Raw genomic sequence first — 23,295 nt, 5'->3', positions numbered from 1 at the left:
CATAGTACCGGAAATACGAAAAGGAGTGACAGATGCCCGGTTTCCTTCCCTTCGTCCTCCATCTCGCCCGCGCGGCCCGGAACCGTCGGCACGTCGTCGCCCTCAGTGAACTGGACGATCATCTCCTGCGCGACATCGGCCTCCAGCGAGCGGACGTCCTCGCCGTCCTGGCCCAGCCCCGCCACCGCGACCCCTCGCGGATGCTCAAGATCCTGTGCTGCCACGGCCGCGTCTTTGTCGAGCGCGTGCGCGACGGCTTTTCCCCCCGCCCTGCCTCCTGCTGCTAACCGATAAGGAGTCCTCCCATGACCTCATCTGATACCCTCCCCATCGCCGTCATCGGCGCAGGCCCGGTCGGACTGGCCGCCGCAGCCCACCTGATCCAGCGGGGCCTCCCCGTGAGGGTCTACGAGGCGGGCGCCGCCGTCGCCACCAACGTCCGCGACTGGGGCCACGTCCGCCTGTTCTCGCCGTGGGAATACAACACCGACACGGCGGCGCGCGCGCTGCTCCAGGCTCATGGCTGGCAGGAGCCGGCGGGCAAGGCGATGCCGACGGGATCGGACCTGTACGAGGCCTACCTCAAGCCGCTCGCCGAGACACCCGCGGTGGCGGCCGTGATCGAGACGGGCGCCACGGTGAAGGCGATCACCCGCCAGGGCGCCGACAAGGTCCTCAGCAAGGGCCACGAGACCAAGCCCTTCGTCCTCGCCGTCTCGAACGGCAACGGCGCGATCCGGCGCGACCTGGCACGGGCGGTGATCGATGCCTCGGGCACGTGGACGGCCCCGAACCCGCTCGGCGCGGGCGGCATCCTCGCCGAGGGCGAGGCCGAGAACGCGGACCGCATCGCCTACGGCATCCCGGACGTGCTCGGGCGCGACCGCGCCATCTACGAGGGAAAGACTACACTGGTGGTCGGCGCCGGGCACTCGGCCGCGAACGTCCTCCTCGACCTCGCCCGGGTGGCGGAACGGAACCCTGAGACCTCCATCGTGTGGGCGACCCGCGGCGAGAACCTGATGCGGGTCTACGGCGGCGGCGGCGCCGACCAGCTTCCTGCCCGCGGCGAGCTCGGGTCGGCCCTCAAGGCACTCGTTGACAGCGGCCGGGTCACCCTGGTGGCCGGCTTCTCCGCCACCCGCGTGAAGGCGGCCGGCGATCAGGTGATGGTCGAAGGCGAGACCGCGGGCGGTATCCGCGAACTCGGCCCGGTCGACCGGATCGTGGTGTCCACCGGGCAGCGCCCGGACCTCAACCTTACCCGTGAGCTCCGGCTCGACTTGGATCCATGGCTGGAGAGCTCGAAGGCGCTCGGGCCGCTGATCGACCCGAACCTGCACTCGTGCGGGTCGGTGCCGCCGCACGGCCACCGCGAGCTCGCCCATCCGGAGCCGGGCTTCTACACGGTCGGCATCAAGAGCTACGGCCGTGCCCCGACCTTCCTGATGCTCACCGGCTACGAGCAGGTGCGTTCGGTCGTCGCTGCCATCGCCGGCGACCTCGCGGCGGCGGACGACATCCACCTCGTCCTTCCGGAAACCGGCGTGTGCTCGACGAGCCTTCCGGCCGATGGGGCGCCCGCTTCGTCGGGCTGCTGCGGCGGCCCCGCCCCGGCGCAGGTCGATGCCTGCTGTGCCGCCGATGCCGACGCCAAGGCCGAGGGCAAGTCGGGCTGTGGCTGTGGCCCCGGGAAAGCGCCGGAGAAGGTTGCGGAACGATCTGGCTGCTGCTGAGATCAGCCAGTGTCGAACCCTGCAGCCGAGGCCGTGGTCGCGGATCCCGCCAGCCTGAAACCGAGCCCGAGGGTGGTCATCTCCGCCCTCGGCGTCACCCAGATCCTCGCCTGGGGCTCATCCTACTACCTGCCGGCCGTGCTCGCGAAGCCGATTGCTGCCGACACGGGCTGGTCGCTGGCCTGGGTTGTCGGTGGGCTGTCCGCCGGTCTGCTCGCAGCGGGCTTGGTCGCGCCGTGGGTCGGACGCACCATCGACGCCAAGGGAGGCCGTCCGGTTCTCACCGCTAGCTCGCTCCTGTTGGGGGCTGGGCTCGGCACCTTGGCATTCGCCCACAACCTTCCCGTCTATCTGCTGGCCTGGCTGCTCATGGGCGTCGGGATGGGGGCTGGGCTCTATGATGCTGCCTTCGCGACCCTCGGCCGTCTCTACGGCAAGCAGGCGCGTGGAGCGATCACGACCCTCACCCTGTGGGGCGGCTTCGCCAGCACGGTCTGCTGGCCCCTAAGCGCCTACCTCGTCGAACATCTCGGCTGGCGCGGTGCCTGCGCTGTCTACGCCGCGATCCAGATCTTCATCTCGCTTCCGCTGCACGCCTTCCTCCTGCCCGGCATCCATGCCGCCAGGCCGGATGGCAAGCCAGCCGGGAACCCCTCCGAAGCCGCGTCCGCGGCCGTCCTGACGGGGACCCTGCGGACGCGGGCCTTCCTGTTGCTCGCCACCGTCCTCACCCTCGGGGCCGTGACGGCCTCCATGATTGGCGTGCACCTGCTGACCTTCCTGCAGACCCACGGCTTGGAGCTCGCGGGGGCCGTCGCCCTCGGTGCGCTGGTCGGGCCGTCCCAAGTCGGGGCTCGGGTGGTTGAGATGGCCTTTGGGCGCCATTACCATCCGATCTGGACCATGATCGCCTCCGTGAGCTTGGTCGCGACCGGGGTGATCCTGCTCGCCGCCGGCTTCCCAATCCTGGCCTTGGCGTTGGCGCTCTACGGCGCCGGCAATGGGATCGGCTCCATCGCCAAGGGCACCCTGCCCCTCGCCCTGTTCGGCCCCTTCGGCTACGCCTCGCTCATGGGCCGGCTGGCGATGCCGAGCCTGCTGGCCCAGGCCCTGTCCCCGTCGCTGGGCGCGTTCCTGATCGAGTGGCGTGGCCCCGACGCCGCTCTTGCCGTTCTGGCCGCGGTGGCAGCCCTGAACCTGGGGCTCGTCGGACTGCTCTGGATGACGTCCCGCCCCACCATGGCGACATGAGGCTCCTTGGAAGCGTCAATCCTGTTGCGCGGTGACCACCGCCAGCGTCACCGAGCAGAGGGCGACGAGCATCACGACCGCATTCACCGCATGGGAGTATTCCCACTTCTGGCGCAGCTCGCCCCAGTTGTCCGGCAGGGTTGTCCAGTTGGCGGTCGCCTGGTTCGCCGGGAACGTCCACGTGAAGAAGATGGCGAAGAACATGATGAAGCTTAGGGCGGCGGCCGCGGCGAAGACGAAGGCCATGCGCTGCCGCCGCACCTTGATGGCCAGGACAACGTTCATGATGAGCGCGGCCTGATCGACGATGCCGAACAGCGCCCATCCCGCATAGACGCCCTGAACGGTCAGGTACGCATCCCGCGCCAGCCCGATCTTGTTCGGCAGCTCGGACAGGTGCGCCCCGGCCGGGACCAGGGCGAGAGCGGTCAGCACGACCGCAAGGAACTGGATCACCCGCAAGCCCATGCGCGCCGCTCAGCCGCCGGCCGGTTCAAAGCGCGAGGGCCCACTCGGATTGAGATGGACCAGGGTGCCGTCCGGGACGCCGGCGTCGTCATGGACCGCCACGATCTTTTCCAGCTGGGCGACCATGCGCCGGTTGTGCTCCAGATGGTTGGCGGCACCGTACTCCTCGTCGGCGACGGCCAGTTCCGCATGGGCGACGAGGGTCAGGTGCTCCTCCAGAAGCTCCTGGGCGCGCTCGCGCTGGTCCGCGCTGCCCTTGACGACCAAGTGGTCGCGGCAGTCGGCGCAGGCGCCGTGGAAGGCGCACGGCGCCATCGTCCAGTCGTTGATGCACATGCCGACGTCGGTGGTGTGCGCCGTGGCGAGCAGGGTCTCCTTGAAGCGGATGCGCTCGACCGGCGGCAGGCCCGCGAACACATCGTTGATCGGACCGGTGACCCTGCCGGCCTCCAGGAGCTCCCGGGCCTTGGCCGCGAGCTCCATGCCGCTCAGGTGGTCGTAGGCCGCGTTCTGGGCCACGATCTTCCGGCCGGACCAGCGCGCGATCTCCATCTGGCTCATGCCGCCGGCCTGCGCCAACGTGTTGAGCCAGTGCCGGAACTGGTGGGTGTTGACGGAGTGGGCACCGCCATCGGCGGCGGCGAACCCGAAGCGCTCGAACACTGTCTGCTTCTCGAACCGGGGCGTGAGGAAGTCGCTGAGCTGGCCGTCGGTCAGCACGTCCACCACAAAGGGGTTTGTGCCCCGCGTGGCGTGCAGCGTGTTCTCGAACAGGAGGAACAGGTGGTCGTGCAGGGGCAGGGCCTTGCGGCCGGGCCGCGTGGGGCCCGGCCGGGCGCAGCGGGCCACGAAGACCGCCTCGACGTCGCCTTGGCGGACGCGCGCCCGGGTCGGGTCCGCCCGCGGGACCCGGTGGGTCGCCAGCCATGTGCGCGCGGTGTTGCCGGCGATCCCGGGGAACCCGAGCAGGCGGCCGATCTCGGCGGCGGTGAGCAGGCGCTCGGGATCCCCGAGCCGGTACGGCTCCGGCAGGGCGGCACGACCCGGGTGCTTCGCCATGAAGCGGGCGACTTGCCGCGGTGCCGCGGTCACCCGCTTCAGGTCGGCCACGGCCCGGCGGGCGATGTCGATCATCGGGGTCGGGATCCATTTGATCGACCAGTCGAAGCCCTTCTCCCCGTCGTAGCGCAACCCGTACCGGAGCACCGCCTGTCCGTCCTGCTCGACGGTTTCCTCGACCTCGCAGTCGAAGGGCATGGTGAGCAGTTCGTTGATCCGCCAGCCGCCGCAGACGAGCAGCTCCACGGCGCGCATGCGCAGCACGTCGGCGTCCTCGGTGACAAGGTTGGCGATCCGCGCCAGCGCATCCAAGGCCTCTTCGCTCGGCAGCCTGTCATCGCGCGCCGTCCGCGCCGCAAGGGTCATCCGCCCGCCATAGCCGTCCGGCCGCGGGACGGGGTTCCCCCAGTCGAGATGGGCCAAGCTGACATGCGCCTTCGCCATCCGGTGCGCGAGCTCCTCCAGCTTGGTGCCCACCATGTACGCTGACGACGCAGCCTCGCGCTGGCGCGCCGCGGATATGGCCGCATCGAAGTGCTCCACGGTGGCAAGGCAAGGATTGAAGCCGACCGGCGCCAAGGCGTCGTGGAGATAGCGTCCGGCCCGCAGCAGCTCATGGTAGGTGCTGAAGGACTTGCTCTTCTCCTCCTCCGACTTCCGGATGAAGGCTTTGATCATCGAGCCGAACGGCTCCGACAGCGGCTGCCGCCCCTCCATGCCTTTTGGGCTTCGGCGCCCGTCCCCTTCGATGTTCACGGTGAAGTAAAGCCGGACGACCTTCGCGGCCGACGACACCCGCCGGCCGTTGACGCCGGCCCATTCCCAGCAGGGCGCGTCGAAGTCGAGGTCCGCGCCAAAGGCGTGCGAGGCCCGGGCCTCGCCGATGAGCTTCTGGAGCTGCTTCTGGGGGTAGGCGGTATTGTCGAAGGCGATGACGGTCTGGCTCACGGCGCCACTCCCGCGGTGTCCTGGTGGGCCTTGCAGCGGGTGATCACATCGGCGACCGCGAGGATCGTGCGGTCGTGGAGGACGACCATCCTGTCATCCTGCCCACTCGCCCGCCGGCGCTCGCGCTGTTCCAAGAGGGCATCGAGCACCATCTCGTGCGGCCCGTCGACCCAAGGCTGGAACTTGACGCAGGTGTAGCAGGCCGCCGGGGTCACCAGCCCGCAATACCCGAACGATCCGCAGGTCCCGATGTCGGCGGCCGCCTTGCGTGCGCGGTCGAAGGCGGAGATCCGAGCGGCCGCATCGCCGCCGCGCGTGGCGTGCGCCTCGTCGACCACGAGCGTGCCGAGGAAGGCCTGGGCGACCGGCGCCAGCGCCAGGGCGGTCGCGGCATCGAGCGGCCGCACGATGTCCGAGCCCAGGTCGAAGTAGACCCCGACGCTGCTGGTGTCGCTGTGATCCAGCGCCCAGGCGACCTCGCGCGGACTGGCGCCCTCCGCCACCATGCGGGAGCCCAAGGTGTAGCGGAACCGGCGCGGTGTGACCCTCAAGGGCCTGCCCGTGCGGGGCGAGATGACGTCCAGGGCCGCCACCGCATCCCCCACAAGGTTGCCCATCTCGATGGGGGTCAGGTGGAGCGCGTAGTCCCGGTTGCCGTCGGCAATGATCCTCTTGCGCGGCTTGTTTCGGAGGAACAGCGGCAGCGCGAAGCCGTCCGCCTCCCAGCCCGAGTCCCGGAAGCGGGCCTCATTCTCCCGGACCAGGGCCTCGATCTCGGCACCCATTTCGGGGTTCAACGGCCGGGTGCGGAACTCCGCCCTCTCGCCACCTTCACGCCGCTGCTTGATCCGTGGCACGGCGATCTCGTGGAAAACGGTGCCGCTCTTCGTGTCGGTGACGCGGCGGAAGTCGGAGGCCCGCAGCAGGGCCAGCTGCTTGGGACGCCCGCCTAGGCCCACGAACAGCCAGACGGCCACGCGCTCCTGCAGCGTCAGCGTCCCGGTCAACCGGGCGTTCCTCAACTTGGCGAGGATGGCCTCGACTTCGGTGTCGGTGAAGCGGCCGGTGTCGGGGTCGCCCCGGCGGATCGCCACCCCCTTCTCGTTGGTGCCGACATGGGTGTCCCGGACCTTCGCCCTGTCGGGCCGCGGGAGCAGGTCGGGATCACGCAAGGAGCACCAGCGATACCAGGTTCGGATCCAGGTGAGCTCGTTCAGCCCAAGATCCTGCCGCTGCTTCAGCTCGGCGAAGAAGGCGGCGCGCAGGGGAGTCCTGTCGCCGACGGCCGCGGCATAGGTCGGGCTGCGGTGGAGCTTGCACAGAGACCCGAAGATGGCATGCGCACTCCTATAGGACCGGGTCCGGACCATCTCGGCCATGAACCGCGCGGTCAGGTCGAGGAGGCGCTGCGTCGCCGGCAGGAACCTGGTCCAATCCAGGACCCACGGGGTCAGCGGGTCCGGCAGGCGCCAGGACCAGCCGGAGACGTCCACCCGGTGGCCGGAACGGCTTGTCACCGTCCCGAGGTCCGGAAAGACAAGGGACGGGCCCGGCTGTGGGGCGGCGGCAAGGGCTTCCTGGCTCACCGGGCATCCTCCCCGCTGCCGAGCCCCTGCAGGCGCAGCGTGATCTCGTTGGCCTTCCTCCGGGTGTGGCGGGCCGTGTAGATTTCGGCGGTCGCCGAGTGCTTCTTCCAGCCCATGACCAGGTTCCGGACCTGCTGTTCGACGTTGTCCCGCCATCCGGCCTGGTCGGCCGCCGCCGAGAACCGGTCATTGGCCGTGTGGCGGAGGACATGGGCGGAGAGGCCCGCGGGCAACGCCGGCTCCGCCGCCCTCAGGATCCGGAACATGTCCTCCACCGCGTCGTTCGAGATCGGCCCACCCTTGCGCGACAGGAACACGAACGGCGTCCTTTTTGCGCCGGGATAGAGCCTGCGCTCGGTCCCGACCCATTGCACCAGGAGGCTGGCCAGCTCGCGCGTCACGGGCTTGGGGTGCGCCTCCGTCTTGGCCAGCGGCTGGTCCTTGCGCGGGTCCTCGGGATCATCGGCGCGCCGGTGAACCATGATGTAGGGTTCCGGGCCCTCCAGGCGGAGGTCGCCGCCCTTGAGGCCCAGGAGCTCGCCGATGCGGAGCCCAGTCTCCAGCAGGATCCGCAGGACGGTGTGGTTCCGGACGCGCTGCGCCGGCTCGAACGGATTGCGCTCACTGCGCGGGTCGACCAGGGCGAGAAGGCAGCCGAGTTCGGCGTCGTCCAGCCCCTGGCGGCCGCTCGCGGCGGGCTCGGGAAAGTCGCTCGACATGGCCTCGATGAAGCGCTCGCGCCGCTCGGTCGCGGCCACGTAGCGGGCCGCGTCGTCCGCGTCGCCGGCCTGGATGCGGTGGATCGCCTTGTCCGCCGCCCAGACCACGTAGTCGCGGACGGCGGTGCAGTTGGAGCGCCACCGGTTGGCGTTGACGTGCGGACGGGGTTCTGGCCGGCGGGGGATCGGATTGCCCGCGCCGGCCGCGCGGAGAAGACGTTGCGTGCGGGCCGACGGAACGGCCTGCCTGGGGCGGGTCCGGTTGGTCCTGAGGTGCTCACGCAGGGCGTCGACCTCGTCGGGCGAGAGGAAGGTCGCGGCCAGGGTGCGCTCGTCCAGGTCGATCCCGTTTGCGTCAAGCCACTCGTGGAAGCGGCACAGCGCCAGCAGCTTGATGCGCAGGGTGTTGACGGATGCGCCGCCGCGGCGCAGGCGCCAGAGGTAGAAGGCATTGATGCCGAGGTGGTAGCTGCCGGTGCTGTCGGTCACCCACAGCAGACGCTCGCCGCTGGGGGCGACGAGCGTCCTGACCTGGTAAGTCGATTCCGGTTCCGTGTCAGGCATTTGGCACCTACTTTTGCCAAGCTAGCACAACACGGAATGTATTCTGCCCGCAACCGGTTTTCGCGGCTACACTTTACAGCCGGTAAACAGGCCGCAAGGCTTTGAAGTTGCTTTCAAAATGCCTTGCGACTTTACAGAAGTCGGCGAACACGGGGTTAGAAAGGAATGTCGTCGTCGAGGTCGTTGTAGCGGGAGCCTCCGCCTCCACCACTGCTGCCTCCGCCCATGGACGGCGCCGGGCGGCGGTCCTGGGAGGGCGAGGAGCGCCCGAAGTCGCCGCCTCTGGCGACCTGGCCCGGCTCCTCCTCGGCCAAGTCCGACGAGCCGCCGCCGCGGCTGTCCAGGATCGTCAGCTCGCCGCGGAAGCGCTGCAGCACCACCTCGGTGGTGTACTTCTCCTGGCCCGACTGGTCGGTCCACTTGCGCGTCTGCAGCTGGCCCTCAAGATACACCTTCGAGCCCTTCTTCAGGTACTGCTCGGCCACCCGGCCCAAGTTCTCGTTGAAGATCACCACCGAGTGCCACTCGGTCTTCTCCTTGCGCTCGCCCGTGCCCTTGTCCTTCCAGGTCTCGGACGTGGCAATCCGCAGGTTCACCACCGGCTCCCCGTTGCCCAACCGGCGAACCTCAGGGTCCCGGCCCAGATTGCCAACCAATATCACCTTGTTCACAGAACCCGCCATCGGAGCCACTCCTCATTCACATGAGGCTGTTCTGGGGCCGCAGCGGCTCGGGGGCAAGCTGGGCAGAGGGTTCTGCACAGGCCTGTCCCCAGAAAGGGTGGGCGGCACGACGCCGCCCTTCCCATAACCGCACTCAGATGACGAAGAAGTCGTCGTAAGTCAGGTTGGCCTTGTTGGCGAGAGTGGCGATCTTTACCTGCGCCTTCGCGCCGGTGCCGTCTTCATCGTAGTAGAGCGCCCCGGTCTTTCTGTCGTAGACGATCCGGTCCTCCGCATCCTGCGCCTTCGTCGCCTTCACGAACATGTCGGAAGAAAACTTCTTCGGCCGGGCGGCCGAGCCGGAGCCCAGCTTGGTGAAAACAGCGTTGTCGAGATGGAACGCGTCGTCCCTGCCGTTGAAGTCGGTGATCCGGTCCACGTTCGTGGTCTTGTTCGGTCGCGTGTCGAAGACGAAAAGGTCCTGGCCCGCACCGCCGGAGAGCACGTCGTTGCCGGCTCCGCCATAGAGCTTGTCGTTGCCGCCATGGCCCTTGAGCGTATTGGCGCCCGCATGGCCGCTGAACGCATTGGCGGAGTTCGAGCCTTCGAGGGTATAAGCGGTGCGACTGCCGACGGACGCGAGCTTGAGTACTTCCACCTCGGCCGCAAGATCGAGGCGGCAGCTGGTCGAGGCAATAACCGTATCGAAGCCCTGGCCGGCACTTTCCTTGATCAGATCGCGGGCATTGTCGACATGGAAGGTATCGTTGCCTTCGGCGCCGGTCAGGGTATCCGCCCCCGCGCCGCCGTTGAGCGTGTCGTTGAAGCGACTGCCGATATACTGATCGTCCCGGCCGGTCCCGGTCACGCTGATCGCCTTCTGGCGCGGATCGACGATCCGGGCTTGGATTTCCGCGCTCTTCTCGCCGAGCCGATCATTCTGGTCGCTCCAGGACACGACCACGCGGCCATCCTCCAGGGCTGTCAGATCGGCCGCAAACTCACCATTGAGCTGTTCCACGAGCAAATCGGCTCCCAGCCGACCGTCGTTGATGTCAAAGGTGGCCAGATAGAGGTTCTTTCCTTCCGCGCCGGATGACTTTTCGAAATACGAGATGGCGAACCCTCCATCCGCCAGATGCGTGATCTCAGGCTGGGTCAGCACGTCCGCTCCAGGGGATGTGCTGGATTTGACAAGGATCTCGCCTCCCCTCTTCGAACCATCGGGGTTGAGGATTTGCGCTTTGACAGCCATGGAGAGGATCTTGTTATCTCCGTCGAAAGACCTCGTCTGCTCAAGCCAGGCGATAACGGTCTGGCCATTTGCAAGGGTTGCGGCAACCGGGTGGAAGGCCTCGGTGCTGGTGTCGTCGGTGCGGGTCGTCGTTGTGATGAAGACAGTTGAGCCGGCTGGCGTCGACCCATCATTGTTGAAGAAATGACCGCGCACAGTGTCGCTACCGGCCCAGTCTTCGAAGAACACCGCATAGCGTCCCTGCAGAGCCACAATGTGGGGATTTTCGGCGTTGACGCCCGCTGGTGTTTCAATACTCATCTCGCCGCCCACTGGTGTCAGCGAAGAGTTGAATGCCTGCACTTTGATGTCGAGGTTCTGGGCGAAGGAAACGGCAAGGCCCCCGTTGGACAGCGCGGTCACGGACGGCGTCGGCTTCTCATTGAAGGTGGCAGGGCCGATCCGGACATCCGGTCCGGCCGCCGTGCCGTTCTCCGAATAGATATTGGCCCAGATGCTGTAGCTGCTTGTGCCCGAAACGGTTGTCCATACCACCGCGAAGCGTCCATCGCTCAGCACGGTGACCTGCGGGTCCATCTGGAGGCCGTCCGCCGTGCGGTTGATCAGGATCTCACCGCCCCGCTTGGTGCCGTCGGCATTGAAGATCTGCCCGCGGATGGCTCCGTGGTCCAGGTCGCCCCCCGTCCCGCTCATATCCTCCCAAACGGCGACGAAAGTACCGTTCTTCAAGGCATGCAGCTTTACATCCTGCTGATGATCGTTTGTCGTCGTGTTGATGGAGAACCTGGGTCCCCAGAATGTCGGCATTGCCATGGTTTGTCTCTTTCCATAGCCCCTACTGAATGATTTATTACGTTATTTCGTTTTCTTTCTAAGATTGTTTGATTTGTTTCAAGGCTCCCGGCCCTGCTTTCCGTTCTTCCTGGAGATGCCCTGTGTGCTGGCGCACATGGGCTGATGAGAGGGATGAGGGCATGCTCGCACTGAGTTCGGCAAAGAGCTTCCCTGCCCATTGCTTCCTGTACCCGCTTTGTTCTAGGATCACATCCCTGGAATCATCCGCCGCATTGCGCGGACGGGTGGGGCATCACATATGCGGGGGCCGGCCTGGCGAGGTCGGCATTCCTCAAAAGGCTTAAGCTCGGCAATGGCTAAACTCGACGACCTGTTCAACCGCGCCAAGGCGGGCGATCCGAATGCGCGTGTGATCACCGTGCGCGGCGCGCGCGAGCACAACCTCAAGAACGTCGACCTCATGGTCCCGCGGGACAAGTTCGTGGTGTTCACGGGGCTCTCCGGCTCCGGCAAATCCTCGCTCGCCTTCGATACGATCTATGCCGAGGGGCAGCGCCGCTACGTCGAGTCCCTCTCCGCTTACGCCCGCCAGTTCCTGGAGATGATGCAGAAGCCGGATGTGGACCAGATCGACGGCCTCTCGCCCGCCATCTCCATCGAGCAGAAGACCACGTCGAAGAACCCGCGCTCGACGGTCGGCACCGTCACCGAGATCTACGACTACATGCGCCTGCTCTGGGCGCGCGTCGGCATCCCCTATTCCCCCGCCACCGGCCTGCCCATCGAGAGCCAGACGGTGAGCCAGATGGTCGACCGGGTGCTGGAGCTGCCGGAGAAGACGCGGCTCTTCCTGCTGGCGCCCGTGGTGCGCGGCCGCAAGGGCGAGTACCGCAAGGAGATCGCCGAGTTCCAGAAGAAGGGCTTTCAGCGCCTGAAGATCGACGGCGAGTACTACGCCATCGACGAAGCCCCTGCCCTCGACAAGAAGTTCAAGCACGACATCGACGTGGTGGTGGACCGCATCGTGGTGCGCGCCGACATCGCCGCGCGCCTGGCGGATTCCTTCGAGACCGCGCTCGAGCTCACCGACGGCATCGCCGTCATCGAATATGCCGACGAGACGGACGAGAAGGGCAAGCCGAAGCGCATCGTCTTCTCGTCCAAATTCGCCTGCCCGGTCTCCGGCTTCACGATCCCCGAGATCGAGCCGCGCCTGTTCTCGTTCAACAACCCCTTCGGCGCCTGCCCCACCTGCGGCGGCATTGGGCATGAAATGCGCATCGACGAGGCGCTCGTGGTGGACGAGACGCTCTCGCTCAAGCGCGGCGCCATCATGCCCTGGGCGAAGTCCACGTCGCCCTATTACGGCCAGACCCTGGAGGCGATCACCCGGCACTTCAAGGCGTCCATGACGAAGCCGTGGACCGAGCTTCCTGAGAAGGTGCGCGACGTGATCCTCTACGGCTCGGATGGCGAGAGCATCCGCATGGCCTATGACGACGGCATGCGCGCCTACGAGGTGAGGAAGCCCTTCGAGGGCGTGATCCCCAATCTCGAGCGCCGCTACAAGGAGACCGAGAGCGATTGGGCGCGGGAAGAAATCGGCCGCTTCATGAGTGAGACGCCCTGCAAATCCTGCGGCGGCAAGCGCCTGAAGCCGGAAGCGCTGGCCGTGAAGATCGCAGGCTCCGACATCGGCGATGCCACGGCGCTCTCGGTGAAGGACGCCCATGAGTGGTTCAGCGTGCTGTCGAAGAAGCTGACCAAGAAGCAGAACGACATCGCCGGCCGCATCCTCAAGGAGATCCGCGAGCGCCTCACCTTCCTGGTCGATGTGGGCCTGGAATACCTGACGCTCGCCCGCGCCTCCGGCACCCTGTCGGGCGGCGAGAGCCAGCGCATCCGCCTGGCCTCGCAGATCGGCTCCGGCCTCACCGGCGTGCTCTACGTGCTCGACGAACCGTCCATCGGCCTGCACCAGCGCGACAACGAGCGCCTGCTCGGCACGCTCAAGCGCCTGCGCGACCTCGGCAACACGGTGATCGTCGTGGAGCACGACGAGGACGCGATCCTTCATGCCGATTACGTGTTCGACATCGGCCCCGGCGCCGGCATTCATGGCGGCCAGATCGTGGCGGAAGGCACGCCCGACGAGGTCATGAAGAACCCGAAGTCGCTCACCGGCAAGTACCTGACCGGCGAGATGACCGTGAAGGTGCCCTCGCAGCGGCGCAAGCGCGACCCGAAGCGCATGCTGAAGGTCGTGGGCGCGAAGGGCAACAACCTGCAGAACGTGACGGCGGAAATCCCGCTCGGCACCTTCACCTGCATCACCGGCGTGTCCGGCGGCGGCAAGTCGACGCTCGTCATCGACACGCTCTACAAGGCCGTGGCCCGCAAGCTCAACGGCGCGCTGGAGCACCCTGCCCCGCACGAGCGCATCGACGGCCTGGAGCATCTCGACAAGGTCATCGACATCGACCAGTCGCCCATCGGCCGCACGCCGCGCTCGAACCCGGCCACTTACGTCGGCGCCTTCACGCCGATCCGCGAATGGTTCGCAGGCCTGCCCGAGGCGAAGGCGCGCGGCTATCAGGCCGGCCGCTTCTCGTTCAACGTGAAGGGCGGCCGCTGCGAGGCCTGCACCGGCGACGGCGTGATCAAGATCGAGATGCACTTCCTGCCCGACGTCTACGTCACCTGCGACGTGTGTAAGGGCAAGCGCTACGACCGCGAGACGCTGGAGGTGAAGTACCGCGAGAAGTCCATCGCCGACGTGCTCGACATGACGGTGGAAGAGGCCCGCGAGCTGTTCAAGGCGGTGCCGTCGATCCGCGAGAAGATGCAGACATTAGCCCGCGTCGGCCTCGACTACGTGCATGTGGGCCAGCAGGCCACCACGCTGTCGGGCGGCGAGGCGCAGCGCGTCAAGCTCTCCAAGGAACTCTCCAAGCGCGCCACCGGCCGCACGCTCTACATCCTCGACGAGCCCACCACGGGCCTGCACTTCCACGACGTGGCGAAGCTTTTGGAAGTTCTCCACGAACTCGTCGACCAGGGCAACAGCGTGGTCGTGATCGAGCACAACCTCGAGGTCATCAAGACCGCCGACTGGGTGATCGACATGGGCCCCGAAGGCGGTAGCGGCGGCGGGCGCGTCGTGGCGCAAGGCACGCCGGAGGACATCGCCGAGTCCAAGGACAGCCACACCGGGCGGTTCATGAAGGAAGTGCTGGCGCGCAGGCCCTTGAAGAAGGAGCCTGCGAAGAAGGAAGCCTCGAAGAAAGAGGCGCCGAAGAAGGACAAGAAGGTGGCAGCGCGGCGAGAGGCGGCGGAGTAAGTCCGCTCCGAGCCGCCTAACTCACCCAGAACGCAAGCCGAGCCTGTCCAGAACCTCCTGCGCCAGCGTCCTTGTCAGTTCTCCCGCTGGAAGCTCGCGGGCGAGGCGTGCTGCCTGGCCCGACCAGAGGGACATGAAGTCGGCCGAACCGAGAGGCTCCGTCTTCTGGCGCAAGGGCGCGAGCGCGCCTCCGGCGAGAGGGAACTGAGGCGCGGCCTGTGAGATCGAACCGACCTCGCGCATGATCCGGTTGACGATGCCGCGTGCAGGGCGTCCGGTGAAAACGTTAGTGAGCGCCGTCTGGTTGTCCTTCGCACTCTTGAGAGCCTGCCTGTGAAGCGGTGCGATCGTCGCTTCCGGTGTGAACAGATAGGCCGTTCCGATCTGCACCGCCGATGCACCCAGGGCAAGAGCGGCGACGATGCCGCGGGCATCGGCGATGCCGCCCGCCGCTATCACGGGCACCCTCACTGCATCGACAACCTGCGGCACCAAGGCCATGGTGCCCACCTGGGTCGAGATGTCGTCGGTGAGAAAGATGCCGCGGTGACCGCCGGCCTCGAAACCTTGCGCGATGATCGCGTCACATCCCCTATCCTCCAGCCAGCGCGCCTCATCGACCGTAGTCGCGGAGGATAAGACCTTAGCGCCCGTGTCCTTCACGCGTTTCAGCAGGCCTTGCGGGGGCAGCCCGAAATGAAAGCTCACGACCTCGGGCCTGAACTCCTCCACGAGGCTCAGGTAGCTCTCGTCGAAAGGCGCGCGCGTCGAGGGCGGCGTCGGCGCATCGGGGTCCAGGCCGAATTCCAGATAATAATCTTTCAGGCGCTCTTTCCATGCCACTTCATTCCCGGCATCGGCCTCCGGCGCCCGATGGCAGAAGAAATTGACATTGATGGGCTTCTTGGTGTGCTGCCGGATCCTGACCAGCTCCTCCCTCGCCTTGTCGTGGCTCAGCAGCGCACAGGGAAGAGATCCGAGTCCGCCGGCTTCCGAGACGGCAATCACCATATCGGAAAGATTGGCTCCGGCCATGGGAGCCTGAATGATGGGAAGCTCGATGCCCAGAAGATCCAGAATGCGTCGGTCGGCCCACATGACTGCCACCTTTCCTGCGCTGAGAGAATCCGGTGCTCCAGTGCTAGGCCCGATGGGAAGCCCGCACAAGTACGCAACCTTCGCAGGCTGATGGCTAGTCTGCCATATCAGCGAAGCTTTTCATGAGGGCCTTACGCAAAGGGCATCAGCTCCCCTAGGCGTGCTCAAGCCTATCGAGTGAACTTCGGGATCCTCGACAGCGGACCGGAAGAGGCAGTGGGGCTTGCATCACCTTATCCTCAATCGTCCGCCCGCATATCGAACAAATGCGGATACTGCCGCGGCTGCGAACGCAGGTACTGGCTCGGAGCCTTCACGGCGGCGCCGAAATGGGCGGCGGCGTGCCAGGGCCACCGGGGATCGTAAAGGATGGCGCGGGCGAGAGCGATGAGGTCAGCGTCGCCGGTGCCGAGGATGGCCTCCGCCTGCACGAAATCGGTGATGAGCCCGACGGCGATCACGGGCATGGACGTCGCCTGCTTGACCGCGCGGGCGAGCGGTACCTGATAGCTCGGACCGACCGGGATACGCTGGGCCGGCGTGAGCCCGCCGCTCGACACGTGGATGGCGCTGCACCCGCGCGCTTCGAGCGCCTTGGCGAATTCCACCGTCTCCTCGATGGTCCAGCCACCGTCTGCCCAATCCGTACCCGAGACGCGCACCGTCACGGGACGCTCCGCCGGAAACGCGGCGCGGACGGCGTCGAACACCTCGAGCGGAAAGCGCATGCGGTTCTCGAACGAGCCGCCATATTCGTCGTCGCGCCGGTTGGACAGGGGCGAGAGGAACTGATGCAGCAGGTAGCCGTGCGCCGCATGAACCTGCACCGCATGGAGGCCGAGCCTCGCCGCGCGCCTCGCCGCGTCCGCGAAGGCGTCCCGCACCAGCGTAAGCCCCTCTCTGTCCAGCGCCGTCGGCGGAACCTCGTCGTCGGAATGGGGGACGGCCGAAGGTGCCTCCGTCCGCCATCCATGAGGATGATCCGGCGGGATCTGAGCGCCGCCCTTCCAGGGCACATCGGTGGAAGCCTTGCGCCCCGCATGGGCGAGCTGGATGGCGATCGGCATGTCCGACCAGCGGCGGATGGCTTCCAGGACGCGGCGCATAGCGGCCTCGCATTCATCCGAGTAGAGGCCGACATCCGCATAGGAGATGCGGCCCTCGGGAGTCACGGCCGTCGCCTCGATGGTCAGGAGCGCAGCCCCGGACAACGCGAGCTGGCCCAGATGGATCATGTGCCAGTCGGTCATGCAGCCGTTCTCGGCGGAATACTGGCACATGGGCGCAATCACGATGCGGTTCGCGAGCTCGAAGTCTCCGATCCGGAACGGCGTGAAGAGTTTGGCCTGCGTCATCGATTGTCTCCCGGATCGGGGCCCTGCCGACATCGGCGAGCCGCCCTCCCTCAAACGCACAAAGGGCCTGAAAGGTCGGAGCCGATGAGGCGTGCTCGGGCCATGAGGGAGAGGAACGCACGAGGCCCAATCGAACCTTCTTCCCTGGGCGAGGCATTATAACCATGGGATGCTTGAGAAAGGCGCACAGATGGCCAGCGAAGACGTCACCTACCCTCCCCTCGACGTGCTCAAACCCGTCGCCGAAAACCTCTGGATCGTCGACAGCGGGCCGCAGGAGGCGATGGGGTTGAGCCTGCCGGTGCGGATGACGGTGATCCGCTTGAGCAATGGCGATGTCTGGCTCCATTCTCCCACCCGGTTCAACGGGGAGCTGCGGCGGGAGATCGAGACGCTCGGCTCCATCCGCCACCTCGTCGCTCCCAACATCGCGCACTGGACGCATCTGAAGGAGTGGCAGGCGGGCTGCCCGGCCGCCAAGACGTCCGCCGCTCCGCATCTCCGGCAGCGGCCGCCGGTGCGGAAAGCTGGCGTGCGGTTCGACCGCGACCTGACGGATGTCCCTCCGGCGGATTGGGGCGGCGAGATCGAGCAGGTCGTGGTGCCCGGCGGCGCGGGCTTTCGCGAGGTCGCCTTTTTCCACCGCCCCACGCGCACGCTCATCCTGACGGACCTGATCCAGAACCTGGAGCCGGAAAAGCTGTCCCTGGGAACGCGCCTCTTCGCCAGGCTCACCGGCGTCGCCGCGCCCGACGGCAGGGCTCCGGCCTATCTGCGCCTCGTCGTCCGTCTGCGCCGCAAGGAGGCGAAGGAAGCCGTCTCGCGGATCGTCGCCTGGAATCCGGAACGGGTCATCTTCAGCCATGGCCTTTGGTTCGAGCGGGACGGCGCGGCCAACCTGAAGCGAGCCTTCGCCTGGCTGCTGGGATGACGCTGCGGCCGGTCCATCTCCCGTCTCTCATCGGTGTGCCGGATCCGCCCGGCGCGGAGGCGATCAGCGTTCCCACCCTAAGGTCCGGACACCGCCGACAGCCGGTCTGATCCATGCGGCGACGGATCTGTTGTATCGTCAACACGGAAGGGCTGATCCATACGCGCGGTCTTGAAACCCGCATGCACCACTATATCTGCCAAGCCAAGATTTTCCGAGCGCGAGCCTGGAAGGTCCATGCCGCCAATCCTCGTCCAGTGATTGCTGAAGAACACGACAAGTCTCGATAGGCAATGCAGGGAAGGTCTCCGCTTGTGGGTCGCGTAACGCCGAAGAGCCGTACCGTCCTCTGGCCCTTACAGCTTTTGCTGGTCGCAAGCCTGCTCGGGCCCGCCCTGTTCTTTGCCTATACGGCCTGGGACGATTATCAGCGCATCGTCCAGCATTCGGACGAGAGGATCGTGCGAGCCCTGGACGTGGTTCAGGAGCATAGCCTCAAAGCTTTCCAGACCATCGAGCGTACCATCGCCGAGACCAACGAGGTCATGCGCGGGCTCTCGCCGGAGCAGATCCTGGCAGACGAGGCTCGTCTCCAACGCCGGCTTCGGCGTACCCAGGACACGCTCCCGCAGATCGAGGCGATCTGGGTTTTCGACAAGGCCGGTCACCCGCTCGTGTCGAGCACCATCCTTCCCGTGCCGCGCGACCTCGACAACTCGGACCGGGATTACTTCAAGGTCCAGGTCAACCAGGATGCCGGGACCTATATCGGCAGGCCGATTACCGCGAAGATCGGCAACATCAAGTTTTTCGTAGTCAGCCAACGCCGCCCCAGTTCGGACGAGAGCTTCGATGGGATCGTGGCGGTCTCCGTCCGCCCCGAGCACTTTCGGGACTACTACACGCGCATCTCGCGAGGGCTTGCCGATTCCCTCAGCCTGATCCGCGATGATGGAGTGTTCTTGGCCCGCTACCCCTCCAACGGGAACGAGGCTCCGCAGCTCACCTCGGGAAACAGCCTTCTGCCGGCAATCCAAAGCAACCAGGAGGCGGGCTTCATTACTGCTGTGTCCCAGATCGACGGCATCGAGCGGCGCGTGGGCTATCGCAGGGTGCCGGGCTATCCCATCTACGTCACCACCGGGATCGAAACCGCCAGCATGTGGCGGGAGTTGTGGTCCCGGATGAGCGAGCTTCTCGTCTTCGGCCTGCCGGCGACCCTGGGAATGTTCGCCATCAGCCTGCTTGCCCTCCGGCGCACCCGCAGCTTCCATGCGGAGGTCGAACGCCGGGAGGTCGCCGAGGCCGCCCTCAAGCAGGCGCAAAGGCTGGAGGCTGTGGGCCATCTCACCGGAGGCGTCGCTCACGACTTCAACAACCTGCTGATGGTGGTCAAGGGCAATGTGGACCGCCTGCGGCGCTACGCCATGGAGGAGCGGCAGAAGCGGTCTCTCGACGCCATCGAGACAGCGGCCGGTCGCGGCGCGAGCCTCGTGCGACAGCTCCTGTCCTTTTCCCGCCAACAGACGCACGAGCCCGAGGTGGTCAACCTCTCCAGGTACCTCCACGAGCTGCAGGACATGCTGCGCTCATCGCTCCGCGGCGATATCGCCGTCGAGATGCGTCTCAAGGACGAGGTGTGGAACACCAAGGTCGACCTCAACGAGCTTGAACTCGCCATTCTCAACATCGCCGTCAATGCCCGGGATGCCATGCCTCAGGGCGGACGTCTGCTGATCGAAGCGCGGAACATGACCTTGCGCGATCCGGCCGTCATCGGCCTGAAGGGCGACTTCGTGGTCTTGAGTCTTGCGGATACCGGATGCGGAATACCCAAGGACGTGCTGCCCCGCGTCTTCGAGCCGTTCTACACCACCAAGGATGTGGGCAAGGGCACAGGCCTTGGCCTCAGCCAGGTTTATGGCTTTGCGCAGCAATCCGGCGGAACCGCAACGGCCAGTGCCGAGCCCGGGCAAGGAACCGTCATCACGCTCTACCTGCCACGCACGCAGGAAGCCGCAGCCGATGAAAGTGTTCGAATGCCGGAACCATTGCGCAGGAGTGGGCAAGGCCATGTCCTCCTGGTCGAGGACAACGTGGACATCGCCGAGGTCACCCGCTCGATCCTGGAGGAAATGGGCCTTCAGGTCACGCATGTTGCGGATGCCCGTGCGGCCCTGGCCGCACTTCAGCCCGGCGCCGGCTTCGATCTCGTTTTCAGCGATATCGTGATGCCGGGCGATCTCAACGGCGTCGACCTGGCCCGCATCATCCGCAGGGAACACCCGTCCCTGCCCGTCCTGTTGGCAACCGGCTACAGCTCTGTCGCGCAGGCGGCCATGGACGAGGGCTACACCATCCTGCGCAAGCCCTATGACGCAGCGGAGTTGAGCACATGCCTCGACCGCATCCTCGCCGTCGTCCCTTTGAAGGCGAGCGCTTAGAGCCTCGGACCCAAAAGTGGATTTGCACTTTTGGGATCCATCCGATGCTCCCTTTTTGGATGAGCGCATCAACGATGCGCGTAGCGCCTGCAATGCAGATGCGGCGTAGCCTTCAGCCGGCCTGGATCGGTCAGTGCAGCGTTTCCGTCAACCGGGTGGTATAAAGAACGGTCCCTAACGGGCAGACGATGTCCAACCGCCAGCCGGACCAGTCCTGAACCTCTTCACCGAGTTCCTTGCGCAATTCATCGATAGCAAGGAGAGCCTGTGCTTTGGCATTCTCGAGGTTGTCGACCTCGATCCCTGTGTCATCGACAATCTCATCATGATTGCTCACAAGGTGGAAGAAGCAACGCATGTCAGAACCATCCACCCACTCGGACAGGATGGAAACTGCTAACGGCTTTTGCCGGCAAAGTGAAGAGAGCTTCAGGCATTTACGATCATTCGACTTTCGTAGCAGCCCCCTCGCCCAAAGGATGAAGGTTGTCCAACGACACCCAGCCGATCTCCGGGCGAGGAACAGGCACCAGATAGGCCCGGCCCGAATCGATGCGCTCGATCCGACAGGTGACCGCCCTCTGATCTCCGGGAGGACGGTACACCACGATGGTACCTACCTGGAGTTGATCAGGCTGGCCGGCCGCGACTTCTGCATGGGGATGCGGCGGCTCCGCGGGTGCATCCCGTCCGGTCCTGACCCGGTCTAGTGCGGCAATCGCCAGCTTCGCCCGATCCCGGTAGCGTTCACTCACGGGCCGCAGCAGCGCCCCCCGTGTACGGCCCGGATACCACGAGACTCCTCCCGCCTTGGCCAATTCCTCTGCAACCGCTTCAATTTCCTCGTCTGTCACGATGCCCCCCGCAGTGGTTGTCCCAGCAAACCCCTCGTAGTTTGCCAGAAGAGAGCTTAACGCAGGGTAATACGCAAGTTTCATTTATTCATCGAAAGTTTTCTTCAATCACATCTTCGTTCCGGACGTGGGGCAGCTTCCGAGCTCCTCGGCTCCATGGCAGCAATCCTCATGATCGGCAAAAATGCCTTTGGGGGATAGGTCGCAGCTAGCCCTGGCACAATCTCGTTCGCCCATGTGCCGACGAGCGCTCATTCAGGATGAGCCGAGGGTTCGTGCCGTAACGCGCTGCAACAGGCCTTGTATAGTCAATGTCTTAGACGCCATCCCAGCGTATTCGGGCAAAATCATGGTTTCTTTACTGTCCCGGATGAGTACCCCTAATGCTATAAGGCTCTCAGAAATATCCGATTCACAGTCCTGCAAAGGCGGTTAAGCATGCTGGCTTGTTTTCCTGATAAGGGAATCTCCGCATGGCTACCGTTTTCAATGCCGCGAGTTTCGGTGCCTTTGCCAACGATGGCATTGACGATACCGCCGCGATCAATGCAGCCGTGGCAGCGGCGCACGCGGAATATCTCAAGAACCCATCCGCAGGTCGGGTCACGGTCGCCCTGCCGACAGGCACCCTTCTCGTCAGAGGAAGTGGTGATAAAAGCGACGGCGCCATTTCCATGCTCAGCGGCACGGCGCTCCAGGGTGCCGGCATGGGCAAGACAGTCGTCAAGGTGGCTGACGGATGGGCAGGCGACCTGACCGGCGTGGTGCGCACACCGTTCGATCAGGTCACCTCCAATGTCGGGGTCTTCGATCTCACCATCGACGGCAACCGCGCTGCAACGACCGGCAAGATCGACGGCTTCTACACGGGTGTCAGGCCCGGAAGCCCACTGCAGGACAGCGACATCCATGTCTCGCGGGTGGAGGTGATGAACTGTTCGGGCTATGGCTTCGATCCGCATGAGCAGACCCTGCGCCTGACCATCGAGAACAGCGTGTCCCATGGCAACGGGCTCGACGGCTTCGTCGCCGACTACATCGTCAACGGTATCTACCGGAACAACATCGCCTACGGCAACGATCGCCACGGCTTCAACATCACCACCACGACCACCGGGCTGCTTCTTCAGAACAACATCGCCTACAGCAATGGATCGACAGGCCTGGTGGTGCAGCGGGGGTCAGAGGCGATCCCGTGGCCGAGCAACATCCAGGTCGTCGGCGGCCAGTACTACGGCAACATCAAGGAAGGCGTCCTGCTCAACATGGCGGACCACGTCACCATCAACGGCGCCACGATTTTCGGCAATTTGAGCAGCGGCGTGCGAATCGAGGGATCAACCAACACCGTCATTCAGAACAGCAGCATCTTCAACAATGCGCAGGCTGCCGACAACCAGTTCGACGAGATCAACATCCGCGCGCGCGTCGATGCGACCACGGGACAGACCTATTATTCCGTCAATACGCAGATCCTCAGCAACACCATCTATTCCGCTGGCGCCATCGACGCCCGCTACGGGATTCGTGAGGAGGCGACGAACACGGTCGCAGGGCCCACTCACATCGTCCTCTCCGGCAACGTCATCTCCGGAATGGACGCGGGAGCCATCTCCACCTCGGTCCAGAAATGGATCGGAACAGCCGGACCCAACGCCTTCCGCGGCACCGGATTTGACGAGGATCTGAGCGGGCGTTCCGGCAACGATACGATCAGGGCCCTGGGCGGCAACGATTATGTCTCTGGCGATGGAGGCCACGACCGACTCTACGGCGGCGACGGAAAAGACTGGCTCTTCGGCGGCGCCGGCAACGACCGGCTCTATGGGGGGCTCAAGAACGATACCTTGAGTGGCGATACGGGTCGCGACGTTTTCGTCTTCGACACGAGACTCGGATCAGCCACCACGGACCGGAAGGTCAATTTCGACACCGTCACCCAATATTCCGTGAGGGATGACTCGATTTGGCTCGACAATGCCATCTTCCGAAAACTCGGTCCCGGCAGCGCCAGCAGGCCCCACAAGCTGGATGCGGATTTCTTCAATGCCGGGAACAGACCGAAGGACTCGAACGACTACATCAACTACAACAAGAAAACGGGCATATTGTCGTACGATCCGGACGGCTCGGGAGCAGCCAGACCCGTGGAATTCGCCAAGTTCAAACCAGGCCTCGCGCTGACCCACAACGAACTCTTCGTGATCTGAGCGACAGGCGCGTCACAAGC

General features: G+C 65.4%; 17 protein-coding genes. 7 read left to right on the top strand and 10 right to left on the bottom strand.

Annotated features, from left to right (window positions below):
* Positions 1–32: 32 nt before the first annotated feature.
* From ILT44_RS15795 to ILT44_RS15785, 3 genes are read left to right on the top strand one after another with little or no spacing between them, the layout of a single operon-like run.
* Positions 33–287: a DUF1127 domain-containing protein gene (locus ILT44_RS15795; RefSeq protein WP_204240564.1), complete on the top strand. Its 255-nt coding sequence runs from the start codon at positions 33–35 to the stop codon at positions 285–287.
* 18 nt (positions 288–305) lie between these two features.
* A complete protein-coding gene (locus ILT44_RS15790) occupies positions 306–1,736 on the top strand; it encodes an NAD(P)-binding domain-containing protein (RefSeq protein ID WP_204240563.1) in 1,431 nt (476 codons plus the stop codon).
* A gap of 33 nt (positions 1,737–1,769) precedes the next feature.
* Complete coding sequence (locus tag ILT44_RS15785; RefSeq protein ID WP_443673961.1) at positions 1,770–2,987, top strand: MFS transporter; 1,218 nt, start codon at positions 1,770–1,772, stop codon at positions 2,985–2,987.
* A gap of 15 nt (positions 2,988–3,002) precedes the next feature.
* On the opposite strand, the gene ILT44_RS15780 is transcribed toward ILT44_RS15785, so the two are convergent.
* From ILT44_RS15780 to ILT44_RS15755, 6 genes are all read right to left on the bottom strand, one after another.
* Positions 3,003–3,455 carry a hypothetical protein gene (locus tag ILT44_RS15780; RefSeq protein ID WP_204240561.1) on the bottom strand — a complete coding sequence of 151 codons (453 nt, stop codon included), beginning with the start codon at positions 3,453–3,455 and terminating at the stop codon, positions 3,003–3,005.
* Positions 3,456–3,464: 9 nt separating this feature from the next.
* Positions 3,465–5,462 carry a hypothetical protein gene (locus ILT44_RS15775; protein ID WP_204240560.1) on the bottom strand — a complete coding sequence of 666 codons (1,998 nt, stop codon included), beginning with the start codon at positions 5,460–5,462 and terminating at the stop codon, positions 3,465–3,467.
* Positions 5,459–7,048, bottom strand: coding sequence for a site-specific integrase (locus tag ILT44_RS15770; RefSeq protein ID WP_204240559.1), 1,590 nt, complete (start codon positions 7,046–7,048; stop codon positions 5,459–5,461). The genes ILT44_RS15775 and ILT44_RS15770 overlap by 4 nt, the downstream gene beginning before the upstream one ends.
* Positions 7,045–8,331, bottom strand: a complete 1,287-nt coding sequence (locus tag ILT44_RS15765; RefSeq protein ID WP_204240558.1) for a tyrosine-type recombinase/integrase — start codon at positions 8,329–8,331, stop codon at positions 7,045–7,047. Before ILT44_RS15765 ends, ILT44_RS15770 begins: the two co-directional genes overlap by 4 nt.
* Positions 8,332–8,486: 155 nt before the next feature.
* Positions 8,487–9,014 (bottom strand): single-stranded DNA-binding protein, encoded by a 528-nt coding sequence (ssb, locus tag ILT44_RS15760; RefSeq protein WP_204240557.1) that lies wholly within the window; start codon positions 9,012–9,014, stop codon positions 8,487–8,489.
* Positions 9,015–9,147: 133 nt separating this feature from the next.
* Complete coding sequence (locus tag ILT44_RS15755) at positions 9,148–11,061, bottom strand: calcium-binding protein (protein WP_204240556.1); 1,914 nt, start codon at positions 11,059–11,061, stop codon at positions 9,148–9,150.
* 334 nt (positions 11,062–11,395) lie between these two features.
* Here ILT44_RS15755 and uvrA point away from each other — a divergent pair, with 334 nt between their 5' ends.
* Positions 11,396–14,383 carry an excinuclease ABC subunit UvrA gene (gene uvrA / locus ILT44_RS15750; RefSeq protein ID WP_204240555.1) on the top strand — a complete coding sequence of 996 codons (2,988 nt, stop codon included), beginning with the start codon at positions 11,396–11,398 and terminating at the stop codon, positions 14,381–14,383.
* 21 nt (positions 14,384–14,404) lie between these two features.
* Here uvrA and ILT44_RS15745 read toward each other — a convergent pair whose 3' ends face one another.
* Positions 14,405–15,481, bottom strand: a complete 1,077-nt coding sequence (locus ILT44_RS15745; RefSeq protein WP_204240554.1) for an NAD(P)H-dependent flavin oxidoreductase — start codon at positions 15,479–15,481, stop codon at positions 14,405–14,407.
* Between the two features lie 239 nt (positions 15,482–15,720).
* A complete protein-coding gene (locus tag ILT44_RS15740) occupies positions 15,721–16,836 on the bottom strand; it encodes an NADH:flavin oxidoreductase/NADH oxidase (RefSeq protein WP_204240553.1) in 1,116 nt (371 codons plus the stop codon).
* 190 nt (positions 16,837–17,026) lie between these two features.
* On the opposite strand from ILT44_RS15740, the gene ILT44_RS15735 reads away from it, so the two are divergent.
* Positions 17,027–17,767, top strand: a complete 741-nt coding sequence (locus ILT44_RS15735; RefSeq protein WP_204240552.1) for a DUF4336 domain-containing protein — start codon at positions 17,027–17,029, stop codon at positions 17,765–17,767.
* 314 nt (positions 17,768–18,081) lie between these two features.
* Positions 18,082–20,211, top strand: a complete 2,130-nt coding sequence (locus tag ILT44_RS31725) for a hybrid sensor histidine kinase/response regulator family protein (protein ID WP_204240551.1) — start codon at positions 18,082–18,084, stop codon at positions 20,209–20,211.
* Between the two features lie 130 nt (positions 20,212–20,341).
* Here the strand turns inward: ILT44_RS31725 and ILT44_RS15725 are convergent, their stop codons facing one another.
* Complete coding sequence (locus ILT44_RS15725; RefSeq protein ID WP_204240550.1) at positions 20,342–20,569, bottom strand: DUF6894 family protein; 228 nt, start codon at positions 20,567–20,569, stop codon at positions 20,342–20,344.
* An 85-nt stretch (positions 20,570–20,654) separates the two neighbouring features.
* Entirely contained in the window at positions 20,655–21,065 is a 411-nt protein-coding gene (locus tag ILT44_RS15720; protein ID WP_204240549.1) for a YlcI/YnfO family protein, read from the bottom strand.
* 473 nt (positions 21,066–21,538) lie between these two features.
* On the opposite strand from ILT44_RS15720, the gene ILT44_RS31650 reads away from it, so the two are divergent.
* Positions 21,539–23,275 carry a right-handed parallel beta-helix repeat-containing protein gene (locus ILT44_RS31650; protein WP_204240548.1) on the top strand — a complete coding sequence of 579 codons (1,737 nt, stop codon included), beginning with the start codon at positions 21,539–21,541 and terminating at the stop codon, positions 23,273–23,275.
* Positions 23,276–23,295: the final 20 nt, after the last annotated feature.

Source organism: Microvirga arvi (assembly GCF_016892765.1).
Lineage (GTDB): Bacteria > Pseudomonadota > Alphaproteobacteria > Rhizobiales > Beijerinckiaceae > Microvirga > Microvirga arvi.
This window is presented reverse-complemented; position numbering and strand designations above follow the sequence as displayed.